Origin of the sequence: Paenibacillus ihbetae (genome assembly GCF_002741055.1) — a bacterium.
Taxonomy (GTDB): Bacteria; Bacillota; Bacilli; order Paenibacillales; family Paenibacillaceae; genus Paenibacillus_AQ; species Paenibacillus_AQ ihbetae.
Genome location: NZ_CP016809.1, coordinates 131,989 through 153,881, shown reverse-complemented (window position 1 = coordinate 153,881; position 21,893 = coordinate 131,989). Strand labels below are relative to the sequence as shown.

The window sequence follows — 21,893 nt, the reverse complement described above, 5'->3', positions numbered from 1 at the left end:
AATATGCAGGATTTTCCATAATGTCATAATATATATTATGTAAACCAATAAACTCGATTCCCAACACTTATCCAATATCATCCATGGGTAACGGCTGAATATAATTGATAATCATTCTCAATAAATCTATAATAGGATCAAATCCAATTTATGAGCTCGGGAGGATCAAACCAGCATGTCGATAAGGGATCAAATACTGCTCTGGAATAGTGCTTCCTTACATATTACCGATATCCGCCGGAGGCGTTTACTGCCGCACGAGCAGCTTGAATATGGTGCGCCCTCTAATTTGTTCCTTATCTTGGTCAACGGGAACGCCCGGCTTGAGACGGAAGAATCTAACTTTCATTCGCAGGACGCGCCGGTCATCCATGTAGGCAAGGGAGGGCGTTTGCGCATCGGATCTGCCACGTCAGGCTTCGAATTTCTGATCATCCTTTACAAAGCGAAGTTTCCACAGCAGCTTCCCGGGGAGATCAGTCAGCCACTGCATGCGATCAAGCAATTTTATTCCTCTTATTGCGTTCCGGCTGGAATGGAAGCGTCATACCGCAGCATGGCAAACGAGATGGATAATTTGTGGGGGCAGGACCATCCGATGTATCGACTGGAAGTGAAGCGGCAGTTTTACGCTTTCGTCCAGTTATTGCTATCGGAAATGGAGCGGCGGGAGGAAGCAGGGGGAGGGCCTGAGGAAGGGATCGTAACAGCGGCTGTCCGCCATATGCAAGCCCATTATCGTGAACCCTGGACATTATCATCTTTAGCCGGGCGGCTCGGGACGAGCACCCGCCAGCTGCAAAGAGGATTCAAAGCCCGGTTCGGCCACAGCCCGTTGGAACACTTGATCGGAATCCGTATGGAGCAGGCGAAGATACTGCTGGAAAAGAGCGAATATCCAATCTCAAAAATCGCTGAAGCGATTGGGTATGCCGACAGCTATTATTTCAGTCGATTATTCAAAAAATACAACGGCATGTCGCCAACAACTTACAGGCAGTGCCGGATGCAAAACGGTCTGGAAAGAAGCACGGCGTGTCGGATTTCTCCATCTCAGCCGTCGCATTCGATCATTGTCCCTTTCAGCGAGAATGGTTATCATCATAAAGAGAGCGCTACACAGGCGTTTCGTGCTTTGATGGCGCTGACCTTGATGTGCACCGCCGGTATCGCTCATGCGGAAGGGAAAATAAACGTTCCCCATGTGCGGGGCATGCTTGTACTTGAGGAAAAGCCCCAGCGGATTGCCGTGCTCGACTATCAATATGTCGACCAGTTGCTGGCGCTTGGAATACGGCCCGTAGGCAGCGTTACCTGTAAAGTGACGGCAGCCGGCCTTCCGCCAGAGCTTGCTGCTCCCTTAAGCGGAATGGTCCGTTTAGGCACCAAAGAGATGCCCGATTTGCAGGCACTGAAGGAGCTCAAGCCGGACGTTATTCTTTGCACCGCCTTCCAAGACTTTTGCTATGAAGAGCTTTCGGCCATCGCGCCGACCATCATGCTGGATCGCAACGAAGACTGGCGGCAGACATTGCTGCGGCTTGGTATACTCTTCGGGCGCCACTGGCAAGCGCTGCGTGCGCTGGATGACTACAACGCCAAGCTGGATCAATTGCGACACAAGCTGGCGGCACACGGAACTGCACAGACGGTTGCCCTTATCCGGCCGCGCGACGGAAGCATTCGTCTGCATAGCGAAAAGCACCGTACAGCCCGTCTGCTGTACGATGATCTCGGCCTCGCCGCTCCACCGCTTGCAAGGATGCAGCAGGGCACCAGCACGATGATACCGCTGGAGGCGCTTCCGGCACTGAGAGCTGACCGGCTGTTCGTGCTGACCGATGATACGAACCGGGAACAAACGCGGCTTTACCAGCAGAGCCCTGTGTGGAAAGAAATGAACGCGGTCAGGAAAGGTCAGGTCCGTCATTGCCATACCGCTCTATGGATCGGCTATTACGGCCCGCTGGCAATGAGCCGTATCGTCGACGAGATTGCCGAGACGCTGCTAACACCGATTTGATACGGGCGGGCGTTACTAAGAAAGAGCGGCCGCAAAAAACAGGTTGTCATCGGCTCCTTCATTGATAATGATTATCGTTACCATTGGAGCTGGAATGGAATTCACATCGGAGGAGATATGCCTATGTTGATGTCAAATGTCAAGCATATTCAGGTCGAGCTGCCATGAATCGGCCGCACCCCCTGAATGCGGATGAAGCTGCAACGCTGCAGGCTCAATACCGTGTGCAGGCAACTGTGTCGCCCATCGACGGTTACGATGCCTTATCAGCTTCAAGGCTGGTCCGCGCCTCGGCGCTGCTGGAGTCCGACGGCTGTGACGCATTCCTGGACGACCTGGCAATCCGCCTGGGTACCGATTCACGCCCGATTGCGGCTTCGATGCTGGCCAAACGCTACGCGGCCGTCGTTGCGGTGCCGTTCTTTCATGCGCTTACTTGCTTTGACAAAGAGCTGGACCTGCCGCTTGGGAGCGTGCTGCTGCGGAGCGGCGAAGAGCCCGGCGGTCATTGGCTGGAAGGGATGACAGTGGATGGCCTGCTCCGTGCTCGTGCTGTGACCTGCGCCGAATCCAGGGAATCCTGGCGGCTCCGGGCAGCGGAGAACTTTGTTCGCTTCCATTTAACGCTGCTGTGGCAATCGCTCTCGCGAAGCTCGGGATTGCCCGCCATGATTTTATGGGAGAACACGGCGGTGAGGCTCTTCTCGCTCTACGAAAAAAAATTACCGAAATTAAACGCGGTGCCTGCAGCAAAAATCGAGGACGATCTGCGATTTTTGCTGCACACGCTGCCGGCAGAGGCGTTTGGTCAGCGGCAGCAGCCGTTCGCACGTTTTTACAGCGGCAGCGATGTATTTCAAGCTTTTCAAGAGCAGAAGCCAGGGATATCTCGTACCAGACTGACCTGCTGTTTATACTACCGGGTGCCTCGCGAAGGGGGATACTGCGAGGCCTGCCCGAAGGCTGTTCGCCAATCACGGAGCAAGGCGGTCGACCCGGAAAGGAAGCAAAACTGATGGATTGTTCCACAGCTGATGAATTTGGAGTGGATGTCGGATATGTCCGGATCATTGTTCATTTTCATGAAAACCGGTTCATGCAATAATGAGAATCAATATCAATTAGAGTCATAGATCAATAAGGGAGGGTCCTATTTCATGTTTCACAATTTTACAAATATCCGTCGCAGTAGTATCGGAATGTTGCTGCTTTCGGCATGGCTGGCTGTATTGACGCTGCTGGCCGGATGCGGTCAGACCGGGGGAGAAGGCAGTGCTTCTTCAACCCGGCAGCCACAAAACGCATCAACATCCTCAGGCGAGAAAACTTCTTCGGCCGTGGCGGATGAAGGCAAACGAACGATCAAGCATGCGATGGGCGAGACGGTTGTCGAAGGAACGCCGCAGAAGGTCGTGACGCTGTTCCAAGGAGCGACGGATTCAGCGCTGGCTTTAGGCGTTAAGCCGGCAGGCGCGGTGGAGGCATGGATTGAACAGCCTTGGTACAATTATATCCGCGTGCAAATGGACGGTGTCGTGAATCTTGGCTCGGAGAACCAGCCCAATCTGGAGAAGATCGCCGCGCTGAAGCCGGATGTCATTATCGCATCCAAAACAAGGCACGAGGAAATCTACACACAACTCAGCGGAATTGCCCCAACCGTCATGACGGAAGAAGTACATATCTGGAAGGGTTCGCTTGCACTGACAGCGGAGGCTTTGAACAAGCAGGAGGAGGAAACAGCTTTTCTCGAGCGCTGGGAAAACGAGGCTGCTGATTTCAAAGCGAAAATGGGAGATAAGCTGAAACTCGAAGCCGGCATTGTTGATTTCCGCGCCGACCATGCGCGCATCGTATACACAGGCTTCTCCGCCCTTGTATTGGATGAACTCGGCATAGCGCGTCCGACGGAGCAGAAGGGCGAGGACTGGGGCGTTAAACTCGTCTCGAAGGAGAACATCCCGCAGATGGATGCGGACATTCTGTTCGATCAGACAAGCGCTACAAGAGACGACGGACGGCTGGACCTGCGCAAAGAATGGACGGAACATCCGTTATGGAAGAACCTCAGGGCGGTACAGAACAATCGGGTGTATGAGGTCGACACGGCGGTCTGGAATAACGGCTCCGGTCCGCTAGCGGCTGAAGAAATGCTGAAGGATCTCAAAGAATTTTACGATTTGGACTAAAGCGGTTTATGGGGGGCGTCACTAGCGGTGTGAATCCGATGCCGGCACGGTACAGACGGCTATTAGCCCGCGCTGGATGCCGCTCCATTACGGATGCCGCCATGCCGCCAAGCCGCCAAAACAGACAACAAGAGGGGGATTACGGGTGAAGCCTCTATTTCAACATAACGGCAGCAAGCTGCTGGGGTTGGCGGGTGCGCTGCTGCTGTTGGGGATCGCGTTCGTGGCCAGCATCGCGATCGGTACGACGCAGATCGATCCGGCCACCACAGTGGATGCCCTGATCCGCTACAATCCGGCGGATAACGAGCATGTCATCATCGTCACGACGAGAGCTCCGCGTGCAGCGTTCGCACTTGCGGTCGGGGCGTCGCTGGCCATGGCGGGGGCGTTGATGCAGGCTTTAACACGCAATCCGCTTGCCTCGCCCGGGCTGTTCGGCATCAATTCCGGTGCCGTGCTTGCAGTGGTTCTTGCGCTGACGCTGCTGCCGCTTACCTCGCTGTCCCAGCTGGTTTGGGCAGCTTTTGCCGGCGCCGCAGCAGCTGCGCTGCTGGTATATGGCTTGGCCTCCCTTGCCGGCGGAGGCATGACGCCGGTTCGCTTAGTCTTGGCCGGGTCGGCGCTGAGTGCGCTCTTCGGCGCATTGACCCAGGGTGTGCTGGCATTGGACGAGTCCGGCCTGCAAAATGTGCTGTTCTGGCTGGCAGGCTCGGTTGCCGGAAAAGAAATGTCCACACTCCAGCAAGTGCTGCCTTATATGGTGCTGGGCGGAACGACGGCACTGACTTTGTCCTATCCGCTAACCATTCTCGGCTCAGGAGAAGAGGTCGCCAAAGGACTCGGACAGCGTACCGGCCTGGTGAAGTCGATGACCGCCGCCGCGGTGGTGCTGCTCGCCGGAAGCGCGGTTGCGGCTGCAGGCGCGATTGGCTTCGTCGGCCTGGTCATGCCGCATTTCGCCCGTTATTTGGCTGGCACGGACTATCGCTGGATCGTCCCGTACAGCGCCGTGCTTGGCGCGATACTTCTGCTCCTGGCCGATCTCGTCGCCCGCTTTCCGGTGCAGCCCGGGGAGCTTCCGCTCGGCGTTGTCACCGGCTTGATCGGCATTCCGTTTTTCATTTATATCGCTCGCAGCGGGCTTGGCGCGAAGGAGGCAGCAGGATGAACCGAATGGCTCCGTTAAATAGCCGCAAACCGCGCTCCTCCATACGATCTGACAAACGGCCTATGCTAACGCTGTTACTTCTGTTGGCGGCGCTGATAGCGTCATTTATCCTTGGAGCCTGCTTAGGCAGCACATGGGAATCACCGCTGGAAGTTATCCGAACGATAGCCGGCGCGGGCGGCGATTCAGCTTTTGTTATCGGCATGCTGCGGCTGCCCCGCCTGGTACTGGCCGGATTGGCGGGAGCAGGACTCAGCATTGCCGGCGCGATCCTCCAGGGCCTTATTCGGAACCCGCTCGCCGCGCCGGATGTGCTCGGTATGACCGGCGGCGCTTCGGTTGCCGCCGTCGCGTTCATCGCCTTCGCGGGAGGGGGACTCGGGATCGGCTGGCTGCCGGTTGCCGCGATGGGAGGCGCTCTGGTTGTTTCAGGACTGGTCTACATTCTGGCCTGGAAGAACGGGGTTTCGCCGATCCGGCTGGTGCTGATCGGGGTAGGCATTTCCGCAGGGGCAAGCTCGCTAACGATGCTGCTCCTCGCATTCAGTTCGATCACATCCGCCGGGAAAGCCTATATTTGGCTGACCGGCAGCGTTTATGGCGCGACATGGGAGCAGGTGCTAACCCTGCTTCCCTGGACGCTGCTGTTCGGTGGAATTGCATGGGCGAACGCCCGGCACTTGAATGTTCATGGACTGGGCGAGCAGCTTGCGACCGGCATTGGAGCAGCCGTTCAGCGGCAGCGACTGTGGCTGCTTCTCGTTACCGTTGCGCTTGCAGGCTCCTCGGTCGCGCTGGTCGGCGCCGTCGGTTTCATCGGCTTGATCGGGCCTCATATCGCCCGCAGGCTTGTCGGACCTTCCTACGGCGTTCTGCTGCCGGCGGCAGCTTTAATCGGTGCGCTGCTCCTGCTGCTAGCCGATATGGCCGGCCGAACGATGTTTCAACCGCTCGACGTTCCAGCCGGCGTGTTCACGGCAGCTATCGGCGCTCCTTTCTTCATCTTGCTGCTTGCACGCCATCGTCGCCATGAAATCTGACCTGGACAAATCCCAAAAAATGGATTTGATTCTTTAGAAGTCGCCTTGCAGGCGGCTCTTTTTTTTTGCATGGCAGAAATGGAATCTTCGAATCCTGATGGTTCTCTGATATTTTCCGATTAAGGTTATTTCACGACATCATATTTGACATGAAGCGTAGAAGGAGGTTTTTACATGAAGAAAACGCCCCGAGGCTGGATCCTCATTACGGTTAGCGCGCTGCTCCTGTTAACAGGATGCGAAAGGCTGGACCACTTCACCCAAAAGGTGGTTGAGGAGACGCAAAAAACAGCCCACTATACATTGGAGCTCGATAAGGAAACGGACCTAACGATCGAGGAGCTGATCGACGAAGGACGGCTGGACAGGGTAGTGTTCGACGGAAGACTGTATGAGCTGCAAGGGGAGGCTGATCCAAAGTCTAAAGGAGGCCATATCGGCTTTATCGGTGAGACGTATTATGTGGATCAGAAGGGGAAGAGGTGGACCGAGGACGAACTGAAGAAGCCTTATCTGTACCTTGATTCCGATGAAATCCGGGAGAAGAATCCTATGACGTACGGTTCCGTCTATCGGCATAAAGGTGAGCCCAAGGGAAGCTCCGAACGGATCATTATCGAACTTAATCGGAAGCTTCTGGAGGCAGAGCTGATACGCGAAGAGTAAAAGAATCCCATCAATTTAAACATATTTCACTGAGGAATAGGAATGATGACATTGGTTAACGGCCCATTATTAGAAATGCAGAAGGTTTCCAAGCGCTTTGGCAAGGAAAACGTCGTTAAAGAGCTCTCCTTGCAGGTTCCTGCAAACTGTGTTTATGGACTTCTCGGCCCTAACGGAGCAGGAAAGTCCACGACGCTGAAAATGCTGACCGGCATCATCGCACCGACCTCCGGCAGCATCTGGTTTGACGGTCATCGCTGGAGCAGGCAGGATTTGAAGCAAATCGGAGCGCTGATCGAATCTCCGCCGATATACGGAAATTTAACGGCATTCGAAAACCTGAAGACTCGCAGTCTATTGCTTGGACTGCCGGATTCCCGAATTCATGAAGTCTTGGATATGGTGAAGTTGTCAACGGCCGGCAAAAAAACGGCAAGGAATTTTTCAATGGGCATGAAGCAACGGCTTGGTATTGCGATTGCACTACTCAACCGCCCCCGATTGCTCATCCTTGATGAGCCTACGAACGGGCTGGATCCGGTCGGGATTCATGAGCTTCGTGAGCTGATTCGGTCTCTACCCCGTCAAGGGGTGACCGTCATCCTTTCCAGTCATTTGTTGTCCGAGGTGGAACAAACAGCCGATCGAATCGGCATCATTAACCATGGAGAACTGTTATATGAAGGGGAAATTCAATCCGGACAAAATTTGGAGCAGTTGTTTATGGATGTCGCCTCGACCCCTGATCGACGAAAGGAGGGGTACAGATGATTCCTTATCTTCGATCGGAGCGCCTAAAGCTCAAGCGCACGTTTTCAGCCAAGCTTATCTTCTTGGTGCCCATCGCGAATGTGGCGTTTTCGTTGCTTATGAATCCGATGTATTTCGTATCCAATACCGTCAATTGGTGGTCCATTCTGTTCCTGCCGCTGATGCTCGCTCTATGGGGCAGCCTGACACACCAGAAGGAGCAGCTTGCTTCGAGTTATCAAGGAATCTATCTGCTTCCGGTTTCGCTTCGAAATATCTGGCTAGCCAAGCTGGTCGTGATGGGGGGGTATTCGCTTGCAGCCTTCGGGGTGTATCTTCTCGTGATGGGGACCGTCGGCATGCTCTTTACGGGTGAGAATATCCTGACAATGGTTACGCTTATGTCCGCCTTGGTACTGTGGATAACAACCCTCTGGGAAATTCCTTTGTTTCTGTGGATCGCAAAAAAATGGGGGGCAGCCGCAGCGATCGGAATCAACATCGTATGTGCCATGGGATTGGGGATTCCGTGCTCCACGCGGACGTTCTGGTGGGCTTGCCCATGGAGCTGGTCCATCCGCCTGATGGCTCCGATGGCCGGGGTTCACCCGAATGGGACATTGCTTGCCCCGGGGCATGCACTGCTGGATATGAGGGTTTTGCCGGTAGGGATTGGATTGTCATTGTTACTTACGGTGGCACTCAGCATGTTAACGATGCAGCGCTTTGGTCCGCAGATTCGAAGCGGCGAAGGGGGGCGCTGACAGGGAATGAACCTATGGAGATGTTTAAGAGCCGATCTGCTGAAGCTCAAGCGAACCAAGCTGATGTGGGTTCTCGCGGCCATTCCCGTCGCTTACGCAGCCCTTTTTCTGGCGTATTTTACTGGCAGGTCAGAATCTTCCTCACAGATGTATTTGTTCTACACGGAGAGTATGGGCATTGCGCTGCCCTTTTTCATAGGACTTGCGGCTGGCTTCATGATTGACCAGGAAAGACAAGCCGGCCATTTCCAAGGTTTGCTCGGGGGAACGGCATCCAGGATTAGCGGATATATGAGCAAGCTGCTTTTGTTGTTGGTGCTGCTTGGAGCCATGATACTCTTTGCCGTTATCCTTTGGATCGGGGGTATGAAATGGGGAATGGGCTTGACCGATATTCCTATTTGGAGTTACGTTTGTGGATGGTTCTTGCTTACTTGTTCCAATTTCATGCTGCTGATGATGCATTTATTTATTGCGTTTGTGTTCGGGATGGGCGCATCGATCCTTATGGGAGGAGTCGGATTGCTGATGGCTGCGCTCATGGCGACCGGGCTGGGCGACCAGGCATGGATGTATGTGCCGTGGGCTTGGGGAGTTAGATTCAGTGGTTTAACCGGCATTGCACGGGACGAATCCTTGCCGGCGGAAATGGTGAACTACGTGCAGCACGAGCTGGCGCTGGGCGTAGGGGTTGCGGTATCGTTGACTGCACTCTGTTATGCGATAAGCATCGCCTGGTTTTGCCGATGGGAAGGAAAGACGGCGCATGAATAAGGCGCTTGTACATAGAAAGAGGTGTAAGGATGGCAAAAATACTGGCAATCGACGACGAAGAGGACATTTTGGCTTTGATAGCAAATATTTTGCGACGTGACCGGCATGAGGTGATCACCCGATCCGAAGTAACGGAGATCCGTCCGGAAGCATTCCAAGGCTATGATCTGATCCTGTTGGACGTCATGATGCCTCACGTGGACGGCTTCGAATTATGCAGGAAGATTCGCGGATATGTCAGCTGTCCGATTCTGTTTCTCACAGCCAAGTCGGATGAGGAGGATGTCGTGAACGGGCTGATGCATGGAGGAGACGATTACATCGCAAAGCCGTTTGGCGTTAAAGAGCTCAGTGCCAGGGTGAATGCGCATTTGCGCAGAGAAACACGGGAGAAAAGCTTGTCCAGGCTTACCGTATCGGGTATCAGCTTTGATTTTGACCTGAAGGAGGTATGGGTAGGCGACCAGCCGGTGCGGCTGACTCCGAATGAATACAAAATCTGTGAGCTGCTCGTTCGGCGAAGAGAGCGGGTATTCACCCGGGAGGAAATCCATGAGGAGATTTACGGAATCGATGGAGAAGCCTTATTTACGACGATCACGGAATTCATCCGGTCGATTCGCAGCAAGTTCAAGGCATATGGGGTCTCTCCCATTTCAACGGTGTGGGGAGTAGGCTACCGATGGGACAACGATTAAGACAATCCAGCCTCAGGCGAGAGCTGCTGCATTATGTCATCCTCTTATCCGTTTGTCTCATTGCCATGGTTCTGTTGGGAGTTCTCCTTAACAGGCTGGCCATAAATGCAGGTCTTGTCGTCCACGCCAATTATGACGAACGGCGGGTACTGGATGCCGAGCCGGGTATCCAGAACGCAAGCACGTTTTCACCTGAGCTGATACCCGAAGATATTCCTTATGCCGTGGTGGATAAAGACACGCTTCGGGTGGTTGAAGGCACGCTGGATCCTTCCCGGGAGGCGGCGGCCGTTCGAGCGATTCAGAACAGGTCATCCTATCAGGGGCAGGCTGTTTACCGTGTGGTCGAAAGAGAGCAAGAATATGTGGTGCTGCACTATAAGGTGCGTTCGCGCTTTACATTGCCTTGGTTAAGAGCGCATTTTCCGGATTATGAGGTAACGACGCTTATCATCGGGATAATATCCATTATTAGTATCGTATTAGCGGTGACCACGATCTTTGCCAGGCGATTACAGCGGCAATTTGATCGCATTCAGAAGCTGACCGTGCGGATTCGGAACCGGGATCTAAGTATGGAGGAGGAGCGGTCGCCGATAAAGGAATTCGATGATGTTCTGGCCTCTCTTCAGGAAATGGCCAAAGCGCTGGAGGAATCGCTTCAAGCTCAATGGAGAACGGAAACCCGAAAACGGGAACAGATTAGCGCGCTGGCTCATGACATCAAGATCCCCGTAACCATTATTAGAGGAAACGCCGAGCTGCTGAGCCTTGACGATCAAAGCGAAGAGCATGCCGGATACACCGAATATATCTTAAATGCCACAAGCAGGATCGAGGAATATGTTAGCCTGCTCATCCATATCTCGAAGACGGAACAGGACATGGCCATTGCGCTCAAGCCCACCAGCCTGAGGGATTTTGCGGCTGAGCTGATCCAAGACGTTTCGGGTTATGTCGGGCAGCGCAGGCTCGAGATTGTGCTAGACCAGGAAGAGACAGTGACGCTGGAGCCGGCTTTTGATCGTGAACTGCTTCTCCGTGCGATTATGAATATTTTGACGAATGCGGCGGATCATACGCCGGACGGCGGGGAAATTCGCTTGGCGGTCTCCGCTTCGAACCGGATCGTGTCATTTCGAGTGACAGACAGCGGGCCCGGTTTTACGAGGGAAGGATTGGAGCAGGCTACCCAGCTGTTCTATATGGGGGACAAAAGCCGTTCAGCTAAAGGACACTACGGCATCGGGTTAACATTTGCCCATAACGTAGCCAGGCTCCATCAGGGCTCCTTACGGCTTGCCAATCGGCCGCAAGGCGGGGCGGAGGTCACGCTTGAGATTCCCGCCCGGCAGAATTAAAAATCCCGCTACTCTAAAAAATATTTTATAATATCATCGCTTTGCCCATATATCTCAGTTCTACAAAGCCACTGATCAAGCTCAGTGGTTTTTTTTGTTTGACCTTGACACTAGTGTCAAGGTCTAGAATAAAGGTCGAACGCGGCCAACAGGTAGCGGTTCTATATGGTTCGATATTTCTTTCGACAAGGGAAAGGGGAAATCTAATAAGATGAATACCGATCAAAGCAAGAGAAATGCCCTCTCTCCAGTGACCATCATCGGTCTTGGCGAGATGGGGCAGGCATTAGCAAATGTATTTTTGCAAAACGGTTATCCTACGACGGTTTGGAACCGGACGGCAGCGAAAGCAGAAGCTTTGGTGAAGCAAGGAGCTGTGCTTGCTGCCACACCTTATGAAGCCATACAGGCTAGTCCAGTCGTGATCCTGTGCGTTCTGGATTACGATGCCGTACATGAAATCCTTGATCCGCTCGGTGATGCACTTAAGGGTCGTGTGCTGTTCAACCTAACGAACGGAACTCCAAAGCAGGCACGTGATACCGCCCAGTGGGCTAAGGATCTAGGTTACGATTATATGGATGCCGGTATCATGGCCGTTCCGCAAATCATCGGAACCGAGGCTGCTTTCATTCTCTACAGTGGAGGAAACAAGGAATCCTTCAATTCCAATAAGGAATTGTTGGATGTCATGGGCGCGTCCACCTACTTAGGCGAAGATGCCGGTTTAGCATCCTTGCTGGATCTAGCGATGAATGGAGCGATGTATGGGATGCTCGCCGGTGCCATGCACGCTATCTCGGTAGTTGCCACAGAAAGGATCAAGGCACAGGATTTCTCGTCAGAACTCTTGATTCCCTACCTCACTGCAATTACCGGCATCATACCTAATCTAGCCCGCCAGTTTGACACGAAAGAATTTACGGTTGGCGTGTCGGCCAAACTTGCCATGCAGCAGGTTGGTTTCAGAAATATCCGGCAGGCCAGCAAGGACCAAGGGATTAGCACCGAGCTGCTCGATCCCATCCAATCCCTAATGGATCGACGTGTCGCTGCCGGGTTCCCCGATGACGACTTCTCGGCCGTTACCGAGCTATTTAAAACACCTAAGCAATAACACAATACATTGGTTACTCGTTAATTTTTAGTCCCGTTCTGTTTAGTGACAATCCCATTAAAGGAGTTATTCCAATGAAAAGTGATCATATTGAAAACATAAACAAGACTGTCAGTCAGGGAACTGAAAAAGTGGGGAGTCATTTATCGGTTACGGTTATCGGTCTAGGGCCTATGGGGAAAGCGATCGTCAGTGCTTTCTTGGATAAGGGCTATGGGGTGACTGTGTGGAATCGGACTTTAAGCAAAGCCGATGATTTGATGGCTAAAGGTGCGATGAAGGCATCCACGGTCAGCGAAGCAATTACGTCCAACGATTTGATCATTCTCAGCTTAACGGATTACCGTGCGATGTACGCTATTTTCGAACCGATCTCGGAGCAATTAACCGGAAAAGTTATCGTAAACCTGAGCTCGGATACCCCTGAAAAAGTCCGAGAAGCGTCAGAATGGTTAGGCGAACGCAACGCCGTACAGCTCACCGGCGGAGTATTGGCCTCGCCTCCGGGCATCGGTAAAAAAGAATCCGTCACTCTATATAGCGGCCCTAGGAAAACCTTCGACGATTACCAAAATATCCTGGAGGCGCTGACCAGTGCACGCTATAAGGGCGAGGATCCAGGGCTTGCCATGTTGTACTACCAATTACAAATCGATGTCTTCTGGACCGCTATGGTCAGCTACCTGCATGCAGTTGCAGTGGCAAGAGCTAACGGAATAACGGCTGAACAGCTCCTGCCCTATGTCTCGGATATCCTATCCACTATGCCGCAGTTGTTGGAGTTCTATGCCCCGAGGATTGACGACGGCACACATACCGGCGATGTGGAAAATCTTTCAATGGGACTGGCGAGCGTCGAACACGTCGTTCAAACGTCAAACGAAGCAGGTATCGATACTTCTTTGCCGGCCGCTGTCCTGGATGTCCTCAAGCGCGGTGTTGCCAGAGGACGTGCCGGCGATAGCTTCTCGAGCCTGATTGACATGTTCTAAAAACACTAGGATAATCAGTTCGGTTTGCTTGCCTCGTGGTCGAATACTTTTTGTGCTGCGGATGGAAGGATTAAGAAGATCGGCATGATTGCCCAACAGGCTCGTATGCGTCAGCACGGCATTACAGTGTTGAACGATTGACTGGTGCAATCAGAACGTGCACAACTTCTCAATTGAAAATGGTTTAATAACGCATTGTCTAGACAATGCGTTTTTGTGTGCTTATCATTCGGATTCGTTACATTCCTTGATGAATGAAGGGCAAAGATCCAGGCCGGTGACCGAATCCTCCGCCAAGTCGATAAACAAGCTGGAACAGGTGATGATCAGTGGAGGCTATGCATTTTGTGCACCCCTGCAAAATTGTTCGGCAAAGCTATGTAATTTCTAAGGCTGCACCATCTTTTCCACCACTCTATTTTTAGAGTTCATCACAAAACTGTTTCTCTAGACCCACCAGTTTTTTACATTGTATGATGGGAACGGTTGCGAATAGGTGAGAGCCCGGCATCGGTAAGGGGGGAGCAGCGCAATTCATATTGGATTGAATCCTAATCCTGATTGAGACACTCGTTTCATAAAAAATCATACAGAAAGGAAGTTGTCCAGCTTGTTGGAACCATTCTTGGACTATTCATTTCGAATCATGCCGGGGCTCCTGTTGTTAATCCTGGCGTATTTGTTGCTGCCAAAGCAGACAGTAGAGGCACGGCTTTTCATTCTCGTGTTGGGATTCATTTTAATCCGAGATGCCATGACTCCTCTCGGCTTTTGGAAACTGGGGGCTGCAGGGCAAACCGTATGGCTCCGATTCCCTGACGACGGATGGTTGCTCGTTACGCTTGGCGTGATGTCGCTCATTCTTACTTTCGGGATCGTTTTAGCGAACAAGCGTTTATTAAATCTCCTGTTCTGGTGCGGCAAAGGCAGGACGGCTTCTGCTATTGCCGGTTTGCTGGGTGCTCTGGTTGTCGTCGTGCCTTGTGCTTTGATCTATTCCTTCATCGATATGGAAGCGCGGGGAGGGGCAGTTCCTGCTTATGTTTTGCTTCCGTTACTCTTTATGGCATTGGCCGGCAACTTCATGGAAGAGGTGCTGTTTCGGGGTTATTTACAGGGGTATTTCGAACGAATTAGCGGCCCCCTGAAGGCAGCCCTCATTTCAGCAATTCTCTTTGCATCCGGCCACATCTTTTTGGCGCTGACAGTAACGGATATTGGGGCACCGATTTTAATATTTACGTTGTACGAAGGGATCGTCTGTGCTTATGTCCGCATGAAATACGGTATCCTTCCATCGACATTGACACACGGGCTCGCTATATTCACTTTATCCTCCGGACTAATATAGCGCGGCGTTTAGGGGCATTGACAAGATACCGGTTATAACAAGGGGGACAGCACTCACAATATTAAACTTATCTGAACGATTAGCATAGCGGATATAAAAATTAATCCTGGTGAAATGGCAACCGTGGGAGCAGTGCCATCAATACGACGTATCGAACGGCAAGCATCGTTACATAATTAGCCATAAACTTTCCGCTGGGAACTGCAAGGCGCAAATACCACACATCGGCTAAAGCATCAATGGCTCGATGGAGTGGTTTTTTTGTTGTTCACCGAGTTGTCGAAAAGATTCGATGCTTTCATGAACGAGACGCTTTCGTGATTCATTTGAGAGATTGCTTCGTTATAATATCGTTTAAATATCGGGTAGGTATTGGTTAGGGTCTATCCCGATCAACGAAAGTGCAGGGTTTTGAAAGGAGGCAGTTTATTTTGGTTATAGATACCGTGCTTTGGAGCAAATGGCTAACCGGGCTGACGCTTGCGTTTCATGCGATCTTCGCAACGGTTGGCGTCGGGGTGCCGCTCATGATCGCCATTGCCGAATTCGTTGGAATTCGCAAGAAGGATCCGCATTACCTGCTCATGGCCAAAAGGTGGACGCGGGGCTTTGTCATTTCCGTGGCAGTGGGCGTGGTGACCGGAACGGCGATTGCATTGCAGCTTGCGCTCGTGTGGCCGAACTTTATGCGTCTGGCAGGGAATGTTATCGCGCTTCCTTTGTTTATGGAGGTTTTTGCATTCTTTTTTGAGGCCATCTTCCTCGGGATCTATATGTACACGTGGGACCGGTTTCGCAATCCGTATATCCATTGGCTGCTGACGATTCCGATCGTAGCGGGGGCCGGCATGTCCGCATTTTTTATCACGTCGGTGAATGGATTCATGAATCAGCCCGAAGGCTTTGTCATGGAGGCTGGCCACTTTACGGCCGTCGATCCCGTGCAAGCGATGCTGAATACAGCCACTCCTTCAAAAGTGTTCCACGTCCTAACCTCGGCCTATTTGACAGGAGCCGCACTCCTGGCGGGAATTGCAGCCTACATTATTCTGAAGAAAGGGGCTTCGGCCTATTACAAAAAAGCTCTGAAGCTCATGATGGCGGTTGTTCTGGTGTTCAGCGTGCTGACCACCTTAGCCGGGGATCTGTCCGCCAAATTCCTGGCGGAGCATCAACCGGAGAAGCTGGCCGCCGCGGAATGGCATTTTGAAACGGAGCACGGTGCGGATTTGATTTTATTGGGCTGGCTGAATGCGGAGCAGAAGATCGTGGGTGCGCTCCACATTCCGAAAGCGCTCAGCTTCCTCGCCTTCGGAGACTTTGATGCCGAAGTGAAGGGGCTGGAGGAGTTTCCCCCAAGTGAACGGCCGCCGCTGCTCGTGCACTATTTGTTTGATTTCATGGCCATGATCGGTTTTGTAATGCTGGCCGTCGCGATTTTGTTTTTCTTATTCTTGCTCTGGAAAAAACGCAATGCCTTCAACAAGTGGCTGCTTCGGGTTATCGTCACGAGTTTGCCGCTTTCGTTTCTGGGCGTTGAGCTAGGCTGGTTCTATGCGGAGCTGGGGCGGCAGCCGTGGATTATTCGCGGATATATGCGCGTAGAGGAGGCCGCTACGACATCACCGAATGTAAGGATGCTCTTTTTCCTGTTCCTGCTGCTGTATATCGTACTCGGAACGATGAGTGTCTTGGTCTTGAGACGCTTGTTCCGTAACAAACCGGCAGAGGCCGAACTCGAAACGTTAAGGCAAGAGAAGCTTATTCAATCCATGGAAAAGGGTGAGCCGGTATGATCAGTTACGAGTTGATAGGGATCTCCGTGCTTTGGCTGTTTTTGTACGGCTACTTAATTGTAGCTTCCATTGATTACGGCGCGGGCTTTTTTGCCTTCTACGCCCGTCTGACCAAACAGGATCATCTGATCAATCGATTGATCTCCCGCTATCTATCCCCGGTCTGGGAGATTACCAATGTGTTTTTTGTCTTTTTCTTTGTCGGCATCGTCGGTTTCTTTCCCGATACGGCCTATTATTATGGCTCTTCGCTGCTTGTGCCCGGGAGCATTGCCGTAATTTTGCTGGCCGTTCGCGGCTCCTTTTACGCGTTCGAGAATTACGGCTCCAAAGAAAACATCGTCTATCTGTTTTTGTATGGGGCTACAGGCTTGTTAATACCGGCTTCCTTGTCGGTGGCGCTGACGCTTTCCGAAGGCGGTTTTATCTCGGAGGCAGCAGGCGCGGTTACGCTGGATTATTGGGCGCTGATGACAAGCCCGCTGTCATGGAGCATTGTGGCGTTGGCCATCGTATCGGTGCTGTTTATCAGTGGTACGTTCCTGGCCTTTTACGCCTCCCGGGCAGGTGATCAGCCAGCCCTAAAGCTGATGCGGACCTATGCCATGTTTTGGAGCACGCCAACGATAATAGCCGCGTTTACGGCATTCATATATCTCAGCCAGCATAATGAGCGGCATTTTCAGAACATGATGGATTTATGGTGGCTGCTCGCGCTTTCCGTTGGTTTTTTCATGATCGCCCTGTGGCTGCTGTACAACGGACGCCGCTATGGTCTGGCGTTCATTTGCGTCATGCTGCAATTTTTCTGCGCGTTCTTCGCATACGGCATCGGGCAATATCCTTATATATTGGATCCATACATTACCATTCAGAGCGGAGCTACGCATGAGTCGATGGGAGCTGCGCTTGTCGCGGCCTTTATCGGGGGACTCTGCCTGCTGATCCCGTCCCTGATTCTGGTCTTCCGGCTCTTTCTGTTTGATGCGGATTATGTTAAAGGGAAAAAATAAGATGGGCGCTTGTCCCGCTTCTAATCATTGTCTTGGAAGGAGTGCGTATGAAGGAGGTGGACGTTCTTGAAAAGAAAAAGCAGTCTGTTGTCTGAACAAATGTCAGCGCAGAGGAAACGTCTTATCCTCATAGGGTTCACGTCGCTTGCGCTCGGTGCAGCCATCACAGGCCAGGCGGTGCTGCTCGCCGAAGCAGTCGAGAGGATTTTTGTTCAGAGGTCGTCCTTGGCGTCGGTTTCGGGTATTCTTAGCGCATTGCTTGGCGTGATGGCAGCACGGACACTGCTAGCGTATGGAAACGGGCGCATCGGCTTGCAAATGGCTTCCAGCGCCAAAACGAGCATGCGAGCGGAAGTGCTTCGCAAGCTGTCCAATGCTTCGATGCAGATGTCCCTTCGTGGGCAAACGGGCGGAAAGGTGAGCGTGGCGCTGGATGCCGTGGACGAGGCGGACGGTTATTTCAGCCAGTATATGCCGCGAATGATGGAAGCAGCCATCATCCCTGTTCTCATCTTAATCATGGTTTTTACCCAGCATATGAATTCCGGCTGGATTATGCTTGTGACGGCGCCATTCATTCCGATATTTATGATTCTGGTAGGGCTGCAGACGAAGAATAAATCGGAGGAGAAATACGCGCAGCTGGCCGAATTATCCGGCACGTTTCTAGACTCGCTTCAAGGGCTGGTCTCGCTCAAGCTGTTCGGACGGGCCCGTCGCCAGCAGCAGGAAATTGAACGCAGCAGCTTAGGCTATCGCGATGCCACGATGGGGATTCTGCGGATTGCGTTTACCAACACCTTCATGCTGGAGTCCATCGTCATGCTGAGCATAGGCATTGTCGCGCTTGAGCTGGCCCTGCAGCTGCTTGTTTTCAAATCGCTGTCCTTTCACAAGGCGTTCTTGATCCTGCTGTTGGTGCCTGAGTTTTACAGCCTGTTAAAAAACACCGGAACGGCTTTTCACGGCGGGCGTACAAGCATGGGGGCCATCCGCAAAGTAGAGGAGCTGCTTGCGGATTCAAGCGAAGCTGTAGCTTTAACTTATGGGCAAGCTGGCCGCGGAAATACGGACAAAATGCAGCAGTCGGAGCAGACGGATTCTGCTGATCGTCCAGGATCTGCCGACTGGAGGACGATTCGGACGCCGCCATCCATCGAGCTGAGAGATGTCCGATTTCGATATGCACCGGATTCGTTCAAGCTTGCAGTGGGCTCCATTTCGTTCGGGGCCGGAGAGCAGATCGCCATTGTAGGTAGAAGCGGGTCCGGCAAGACCACCTTGCTGCATCTTCTTGCCGGGCTGCTGAAGCCGACGTCGGGGGAAGTGCTGATCAACGGACGCCCGCGTGCGCAAATCGACGAAGCAGCCTGGTTTGATCACGTTAGCTATATTACGCAGCATCCCTATATTTTTGCCGGTACGTTTGCCGAGAACATTGCAATCGGCGCAGGCTGGGAAGTTTCACGGGGCGAAGTCGTGGAAGCGGCTCAAGCCGCCGGGCTTGCGGCAGTTGCAGACGAACTGGAGTTGGGCTATGACACCCCCGTCGGCGAAGGAGGCCGGGGATTATCAGGCGGCGAGAAGCAAAGGCTGGCGCTGGCGCGCGCTTTTTTAAAGCGGCCCGCGGTTATTTTGTTCGACGAGCCTACGGTGGGACTGGATTTGCACACCGAACGCGTGCTGCAGCGGTCCATTGCCGAGCTGGCAAGCAGCGCAACCATGATTACCGTAGCCCACCGATTGTACACGATCCGGCATGCTGACCGGATATTGTATATGGACGACGGAGTGCTTCTGGACAGCGGGAGCCATGAGGAGCTGCTTGCGCGATTGCCCAAGTATGTTGAAATGGTCAATGCGCAGCGGAAAGGGGGATATGCATGAAGGAGCTGGCGATTCTAACCAAAGCCATGATTCAGGAGCGGAAGGACATTGCCATCGCAATCGTCGGCGGATTTATTGCCGGCATCGCGGGGGTGAGCCTCTTTTCCGCAAGCGGATATTTGATCTCCCAGACCGTATTTGCCCCGCCGCTCTATACCTTGATCGTCCTGACCTCTCTCGTGAAGATCCTTGGATTGCTGCGGGCGGCAAGCCGCTACGCCGAGCGCTTGTATTCCCACCGCGCGACATTCTCGCTGCTCAGCCGACTGCGCACCTCATTTTTTGCCAAGCTGATTCCTTTAACTCCCGGCATTTTGGGCAGAAACCGCAGCGGAGACCTGCTTGCACGAATCGTCGGGGATGTAGAAAGCTTGCAGCACTATTTTTTACGCGTCGCCTATCCTCCGGTCATTGTTGTCCTGGTGTTTCTGGCTACGGTAATATTCACCTCCGTCTTTTCGATCTGGATTGCCTGTTTGTTCGTGCTCGGCATGCTGATTACGGCTTTTGTGGTACCTGGAATCGTGCTGCTGGGGCAGCGCAGAAGACAGGGGCGCGTACGCGAGAAAAGGGCCGAGCTGTCCACGGAAATGGCCGAAATGCTGTACGGTTACCGCGATCTAAAAGTATACGGGCAAATGAAAAAGCGCGAGCAGCTGCTGCAGGATGCCTCCGCCGCATTGGCGGCCGAACAGGAGGCGGCAGCGCGGCACTTGCTGCTCGGTCAATCGCTGCATGCTTTCGTGGCCTATCTCATTTCCTGGGGAGTGCTGATCCTTGGAGCGGTATTCATCGTGAACGGTTCGCTTGCCGGCGTATTTCTCGCTATGCTAGTCATGGCTTCGCTGACTGTATTTGAAGAGGCGGCTCCTATGGCCGTGCTGCCTGCCTATAAACAGGATAGCGAGCATGCGGCCAAAAGGCTGGCGGAAACGGTTCTTGATGCTGATCGCAGCGAGTCCCAGCCTAGCACGGCTTTATCCACCGATAAAGCCGTATCAGTCGAGCTGTGCGGTGTTTCGTTTCAGTATGAAGATGAATGGCGTCCTGCGCTGAAAGACATCACCCTGTCTATTCCGCCGGGATCTAAGACCGCGATTGTCGGTCCGAGCGGCTCAGGGAAATCAACCCTCATCGAATTGCTGCTCAAGCTGCGCGTGCCAACAAGCGGCCTGATCCGCTTGAACGATGTATCCGTTCGAGAACTGAATGAAGCGAGCATCTGGCAGGCTTCGAATGTGGTGCTGCAGCACAGCCATTTTTTCCGGGGCACCATTCGGGACAATCTGCTGCTGAACGAGGAACGATATACAGACGAAGAATTGTCGGCAGTATTGGAGAAAGCGCAGCTTCGGAATAAGTCTCTTGAGGACCCGGTATATGAAAAAGGAGAGAATTTGTCAGATGGGGAGAAGCAGCGTCTGGCCCTGGCCAGAGTGATGCTGCGCAAGGGACGTTTATGGCTTCTGGACGAACCGACGTCGGCCCTGGATTACGTGACGGAGCAGCGCGTTCTCTCGCATTTGTTGACGGAAGCCGCAGATGATACCCTGCTGCTAATTTGCCACCGGCTGACCGGCTTGGAGGATATGGACCGGATCGTTGTCCTGGACCAAGGAAGGGTTATCGAAGCGGGAACGTATACGGAGCTGATGGAACAAAAGGGATATTTTTACGAGATGAAGCTCATTGAGCGGCAAATGATTGACGAGGCGTAATGATAGAATAAGACGAATCACCAAGCGTACAACGCTGATTTGTTCAGGCCCTGGCTGTCAAGAAAGTCTCGGCAGCCATTTTTTTGTCTGGCTGGCCATTTTTTCTTCAATCGCAAAATTCACAAAAGCGACTCCAATGCAGGCTAGCATCCTCAAACCATAGCCCGAAGGAGCCATTTAAAACGATAACCAATCGAGAGACAATGAGAAGGTTAATGCAACGGATTAAAGTTGAAGGGAGGGGCGTCATGACAAGAAGCGGTATTAGACTCATATTGACATTGGTGATCGTAGGATGGTTGACAGCCTGCAGCGGTCAGAAGAGCGGCGAAGTGGCGGAAAACACGGAAAGTTCGATCCCGGCTGTCTATAAACAGCGCTGCTTGTCCTGCCACGGGGATCAGCTCGAGGGAAGAGTCGGTCCGAACTTGCAAGCCGTGGGAAGCCGTCTTACCGAGGAAGAGATCGCCGCGATTATTTCCGAGGGAAAAGGCGGCATGCCGGCTTTCGGAAAACGGCTGAGTGAGAAGGAGCTTGCATCCATTTCCGCATGGCTGGCCGAACATCAATAGAAGGGAGGAGA

The 21,893-nt window shown here is 52.9% G+C and carries 19 protein-coding genes; all 19 read left to right on the top strand.

From position 1 onward, the window contains the following. Positions 1-175 precede the first annotated feature (175 nt). The 19 genes from BBD41_RS00660 to BBD41_RS00570 all read left to right on the top strand — a co-directional run bounded on the left by BBD41_RS00660 (position 176) and on the right by BBD41_RS00570 (position 21,882). Positions 176-2,023 carry an AraC family transcriptional regulator gene (locus BBD41_RS00660; RefSeq protein WP_099476374.1) on the top strand — a complete coding sequence of 616 codons (1,848 nt, stop codon included), beginning with the start codon at positions 176-178 and terminating at the stop codon, positions 2,021-2,023. Positions 2,024-2,187: 164 nt separating this feature from the next. Further along, positions 2,188-3,039 carry an IucA/IucC family C-terminal-domain containing protein gene (locus BBD41_RS00655; protein WP_099476373.1) on the top strand — a complete coding sequence of 284 codons (852 nt, stop codon included), beginning with the start codon at positions 2,188-2,190 and terminating at the stop codon, positions 3,037-3,039. Positions 3,040-3,180: 141 nt separating this feature from the next. Next, a complete protein-coding gene (locus BBD41_RS00650) occupies positions 3,181-4,212 on the top strand; it encodes an ABC transporter substrate-binding protein (protein ID WP_189636012.1) in 1,032 nt (343 codons plus the stop codon). 145 nt (positions 4,213-4,357) lie between these two features. Then, positions 4,358-5,383, top strand: coding sequence for a FecCD family ABC transporter permease (locus BBD41_RS00645; RefSeq protein ID WP_099476372.1), 1,026 nt, complete (start codon positions 4,358-4,360; stop codon positions 5,381-5,383). Continuing rightward, positions 5,380-6,423 carry a FecCD family ABC transporter permease gene (locus BBD41_RS00640; RefSeq protein WP_099476371.1) on the top strand — a complete coding sequence of 348 codons (1,044 nt, stop codon included), beginning with the start codon at positions 5,380-5,382 and terminating at the stop codon, positions 6,421-6,423. The genes BBD41_RS00645 and BBD41_RS00640 overlap by 4 nt, the downstream gene beginning before the upstream one ends. Positions 6,424-6,597: 174 nt before the next feature. Beyond that, the gene (locus BBD41_RS00635) at positions 6,598-7,089 is read left to right on the top strand and encodes a NisI/SpaI family lantibiotic immunity lipoprotein (RefSeq protein ID WP_099476370.1); all 492 of its coding nucleotides are present in this window, start codon (positions 6,598-6,600) and stop codon (positions 7,087-7,089) included. Positions 7,090-7,131: 42 nt separating this feature from the next. Further along, on the top strand, positions 7,132-7,860 hold the full coding sequence (locus BBD41_RS00630; protein WP_077566169.1) for a lantibiotic protection ABC transporter ATP-binding protein: 729 nt from the start codon (positions 7,132-7,134) through the stop codon (positions 7,858-7,860). Further along, the gene (locus tag BBD41_RS00625) at positions 7,857-8,603 is read left to right on the top strand and encodes a lantibiotic immunity ABC transporter MutE/EpiE family permease subunit (RefSeq protein ID WP_099476369.1); all 747 of its coding nucleotides are present in this window, start codon (positions 7,857-7,859) and stop codon (positions 8,601-8,603) included. The genes BBD41_RS00630 and BBD41_RS00625 overlap by 4 nt, the downstream gene beginning before the upstream one ends. A 6-nt stretch (positions 8,604-8,609) precedes the next feature. After that, positions 8,610-9,377 (top strand): lantibiotic immunity ABC transporter MutG family permease subunit, encoded by a 768-nt coding sequence (locus tag BBD41_RS00620; RefSeq protein WP_099476368.1) that lies wholly within the window; start codon positions 8,610-8,612, stop codon positions 9,375-9,377. A 29-nt stretch (positions 9,378-9,406) separates the two neighbouring features. After that, positions 9,407-10,075 carry a response regulator transcription factor gene (locus BBD41_RS00615; protein WP_099476367.1) on the top strand — a complete coding sequence of 223 codons (669 nt, stop codon included), beginning with the start codon at positions 9,407-9,409 and terminating at the stop codon, positions 10,073-10,075. Further along, positions 10,060-11,436, top strand: a complete 1,377-nt coding sequence (locus tag BBD41_RS00610; RefSeq protein ID WP_099476366.1) for a sensor histidine kinase — start codon at positions 10,060-10,062, stop codon at positions 11,434-11,436. The genes BBD41_RS00615 and BBD41_RS00610 overlap by 16 nt, the downstream gene beginning before the upstream one ends. 211 nt (positions 11,437-11,647) lie before the next feature. Then, a complete protein-coding gene (locus BBD41_RS00605) occupies positions 11,648-12,553 on the top strand; it encodes an NAD(P)-dependent oxidoreductase (protein ID WP_099476365.1) in 906 nt (301 codons plus the stop codon). 74 nt (positions 12,554-12,627) lie between these two features. Further along, the gene (locus BBD41_RS00600) at positions 12,628-13,545 is read left to right on the top strand and encodes an NAD(P)-dependent oxidoreductase (RefSeq protein ID WP_099476364.1); all 918 of its coding nucleotides are present in this window, start codon (positions 12,628-12,630) and stop codon (positions 13,543-13,545) included. Positions 13,546-14,206: 661 nt separating this feature from the next. Continuing rightward, positions 14,207-14,896 carry a CPBP family intramembrane glutamic endopeptidase gene (locus BBD41_RS00595; RefSeq protein ID WP_237086983.1) on the top strand — a complete coding sequence of 230 codons (690 nt, stop codon included), beginning with the start codon at positions 14,207-14,209 and terminating at the stop codon, positions 14,894-14,896. Positions 14,897-15,327: 431 nt separating this feature from the next. Then, a complete protein-coding gene (locus tag BBD41_RS00590) occupies positions 15,328-16,692 on the top strand; it encodes a cytochrome ubiquinol oxidase subunit I (RefSeq protein WP_099476362.1) in 1,365 nt (454 codons plus the stop codon). Next, the gene (locus tag BBD41_RS00585) at positions 16,689-17,705 is read left to right on the top strand and encodes a cytochrome d ubiquinol oxidase subunit II (protein WP_099476361.1); all 1,017 of its coding nucleotides are present in this window, start codon (positions 16,689-16,691) and stop codon (positions 17,703-17,705) included. The genes BBD41_RS00590 and BBD41_RS00585 overlap by 4 nt, the downstream gene beginning before the upstream one ends. A 66-nt stretch (positions 17,706-17,771) precedes the next feature. Continuing rightward, a complete protein-coding gene (gene cydD / locus BBD41_RS00580) occupies positions 17,772-19,592 on the top strand; it encodes a thiol reductant ABC exporter subunit CydD (RefSeq protein ID WP_099476360.1) in 1,821 nt (606 codons plus the stop codon). Beyond that, positions 19,589-21,310: a thiol reductant ABC exporter subunit CydC gene (gene cydC / locus BBD41_RS00575; protein ID WP_077566185.1), complete on the top strand. Its 1,722-nt coding sequence runs from the start codon at positions 19,589-19,591 to the stop codon at positions 21,308-21,310. Before cydD ends, cydC begins: the two co-directional genes overlap by 4 nt. Before the next feature lie 248 nt (positions 21,311-21,558). Beyond that, positions 21,559-21,882, top strand: coding sequence for a c-type cytochrome (locus tag BBD41_RS00570; RefSeq protein ID WP_077566186.1), 324 nt, complete (start codon positions 21,559-21,561; stop codon positions 21,880-21,882). Positions 21,883-21,893 lie beyond the last annotated feature (11 nt).

Bases quoted from the DNA above. Each gene is read 5' to 3' on its own strand.
- BBD41_RS00650 (WP_189636012.1), top strand. From the start codon at position 3,181: ATGTTTCACAATTTTACAAATATCCGTCGCAGTAGTATCGGAATGTTG.
- BBD41_RS00620 (WP_099476368.1), top strand. From the start codon at position 8,610: ATGAACCTATGGAGATGTTTAAGAGCCGATCTGCTGAAGCTCAAGCGA.
- BBD41_RS00625 (WP_099476369.1), top strand. From the start codon at position 7,857: ATGATTCCTTATCTTCGATCGGAGCGCCTAAAGCTCAAGCGCACGTTT.
- BBD41_RS00655 (WP_099476373.1), top strand. From the start codon at position 2,188: ATGAATCGGCCGCACCCCCTGAATGCGGATGAAGCTGCAACGCTGCAG.
- BBD41_RS00610 (WP_099476366.1), top strand. From the start codon at position 10,060: ATGGGACAACGATTAAGACAATCCAGCCTCAGGCGAGAGCTGCTGCAT.
- BBD41_RS00660 (WP_099476374.1), top strand. From the start codon at position 176: ATGTCGATAAGGGATCAAATACTGCTCTGGAATAGTGCTTCCTTACAT.
- BBD41_RS00600 (WP_099476364.1), top strand. From the start codon at position 12,628: ATGAAAAGTGATCATATTGAAAACATAAACAAGACTGTCAGTCAGGGA.
- BBD41_RS00605 (WP_099476365.1), top strand. From the start codon at position 11,648: ATGAATACCGATCAAAGCAAGAGAAATGCCCTCTCTCCAGTGACCATC.
- BBD41_RS00615 (WP_099476367.1), top strand. From the start codon at position 9,407: ATGGCAAAAATACTGGCAATCGACGACGAAGAGGACATTTTGGCTTTG.
- BBD41_RS00640 (WP_099476371.1), top strand. From the start codon at position 5,380: ATGAACCGAATGGCTCCGTTAAATAGCCGCAAACCGCGCTCCTCCATA.
- BBD41_RS00585 (WP_099476361.1), top strand. From the start codon at position 16,689: ATGATCAGTTACGAGTTGATAGGGATCTCCGTGCTTTGGCTGTTTTTG.
- BBD41_RS00570 (WP_077566186.1), top strand. From the start codon at position 21,559: ATGACAAGAAGCGGTATTAGACTCATATTGACATTGGTGATCGTAGGA.
- BBD41_RS00630 (WP_077566169.1), top strand. From the start codon at position 7,132: ATGATGACATTGGTTAACGGCCCATTATTAGAAATGCAGAAGGTTTCC.
- cydC (WP_077566185.1), top strand. From the start codon at position 19,589: ATGAAGGAGCTGGCGATTCTAACCAAAGCCATGATTCAGGAGCGGAAG.
- BBD41_RS00635 (WP_099476370.1), top strand. From the start codon at position 6,598: ATGAAGAAAACGCCCCGAGGCTGGATCCTCATTACGGTTAGCGCGCTG.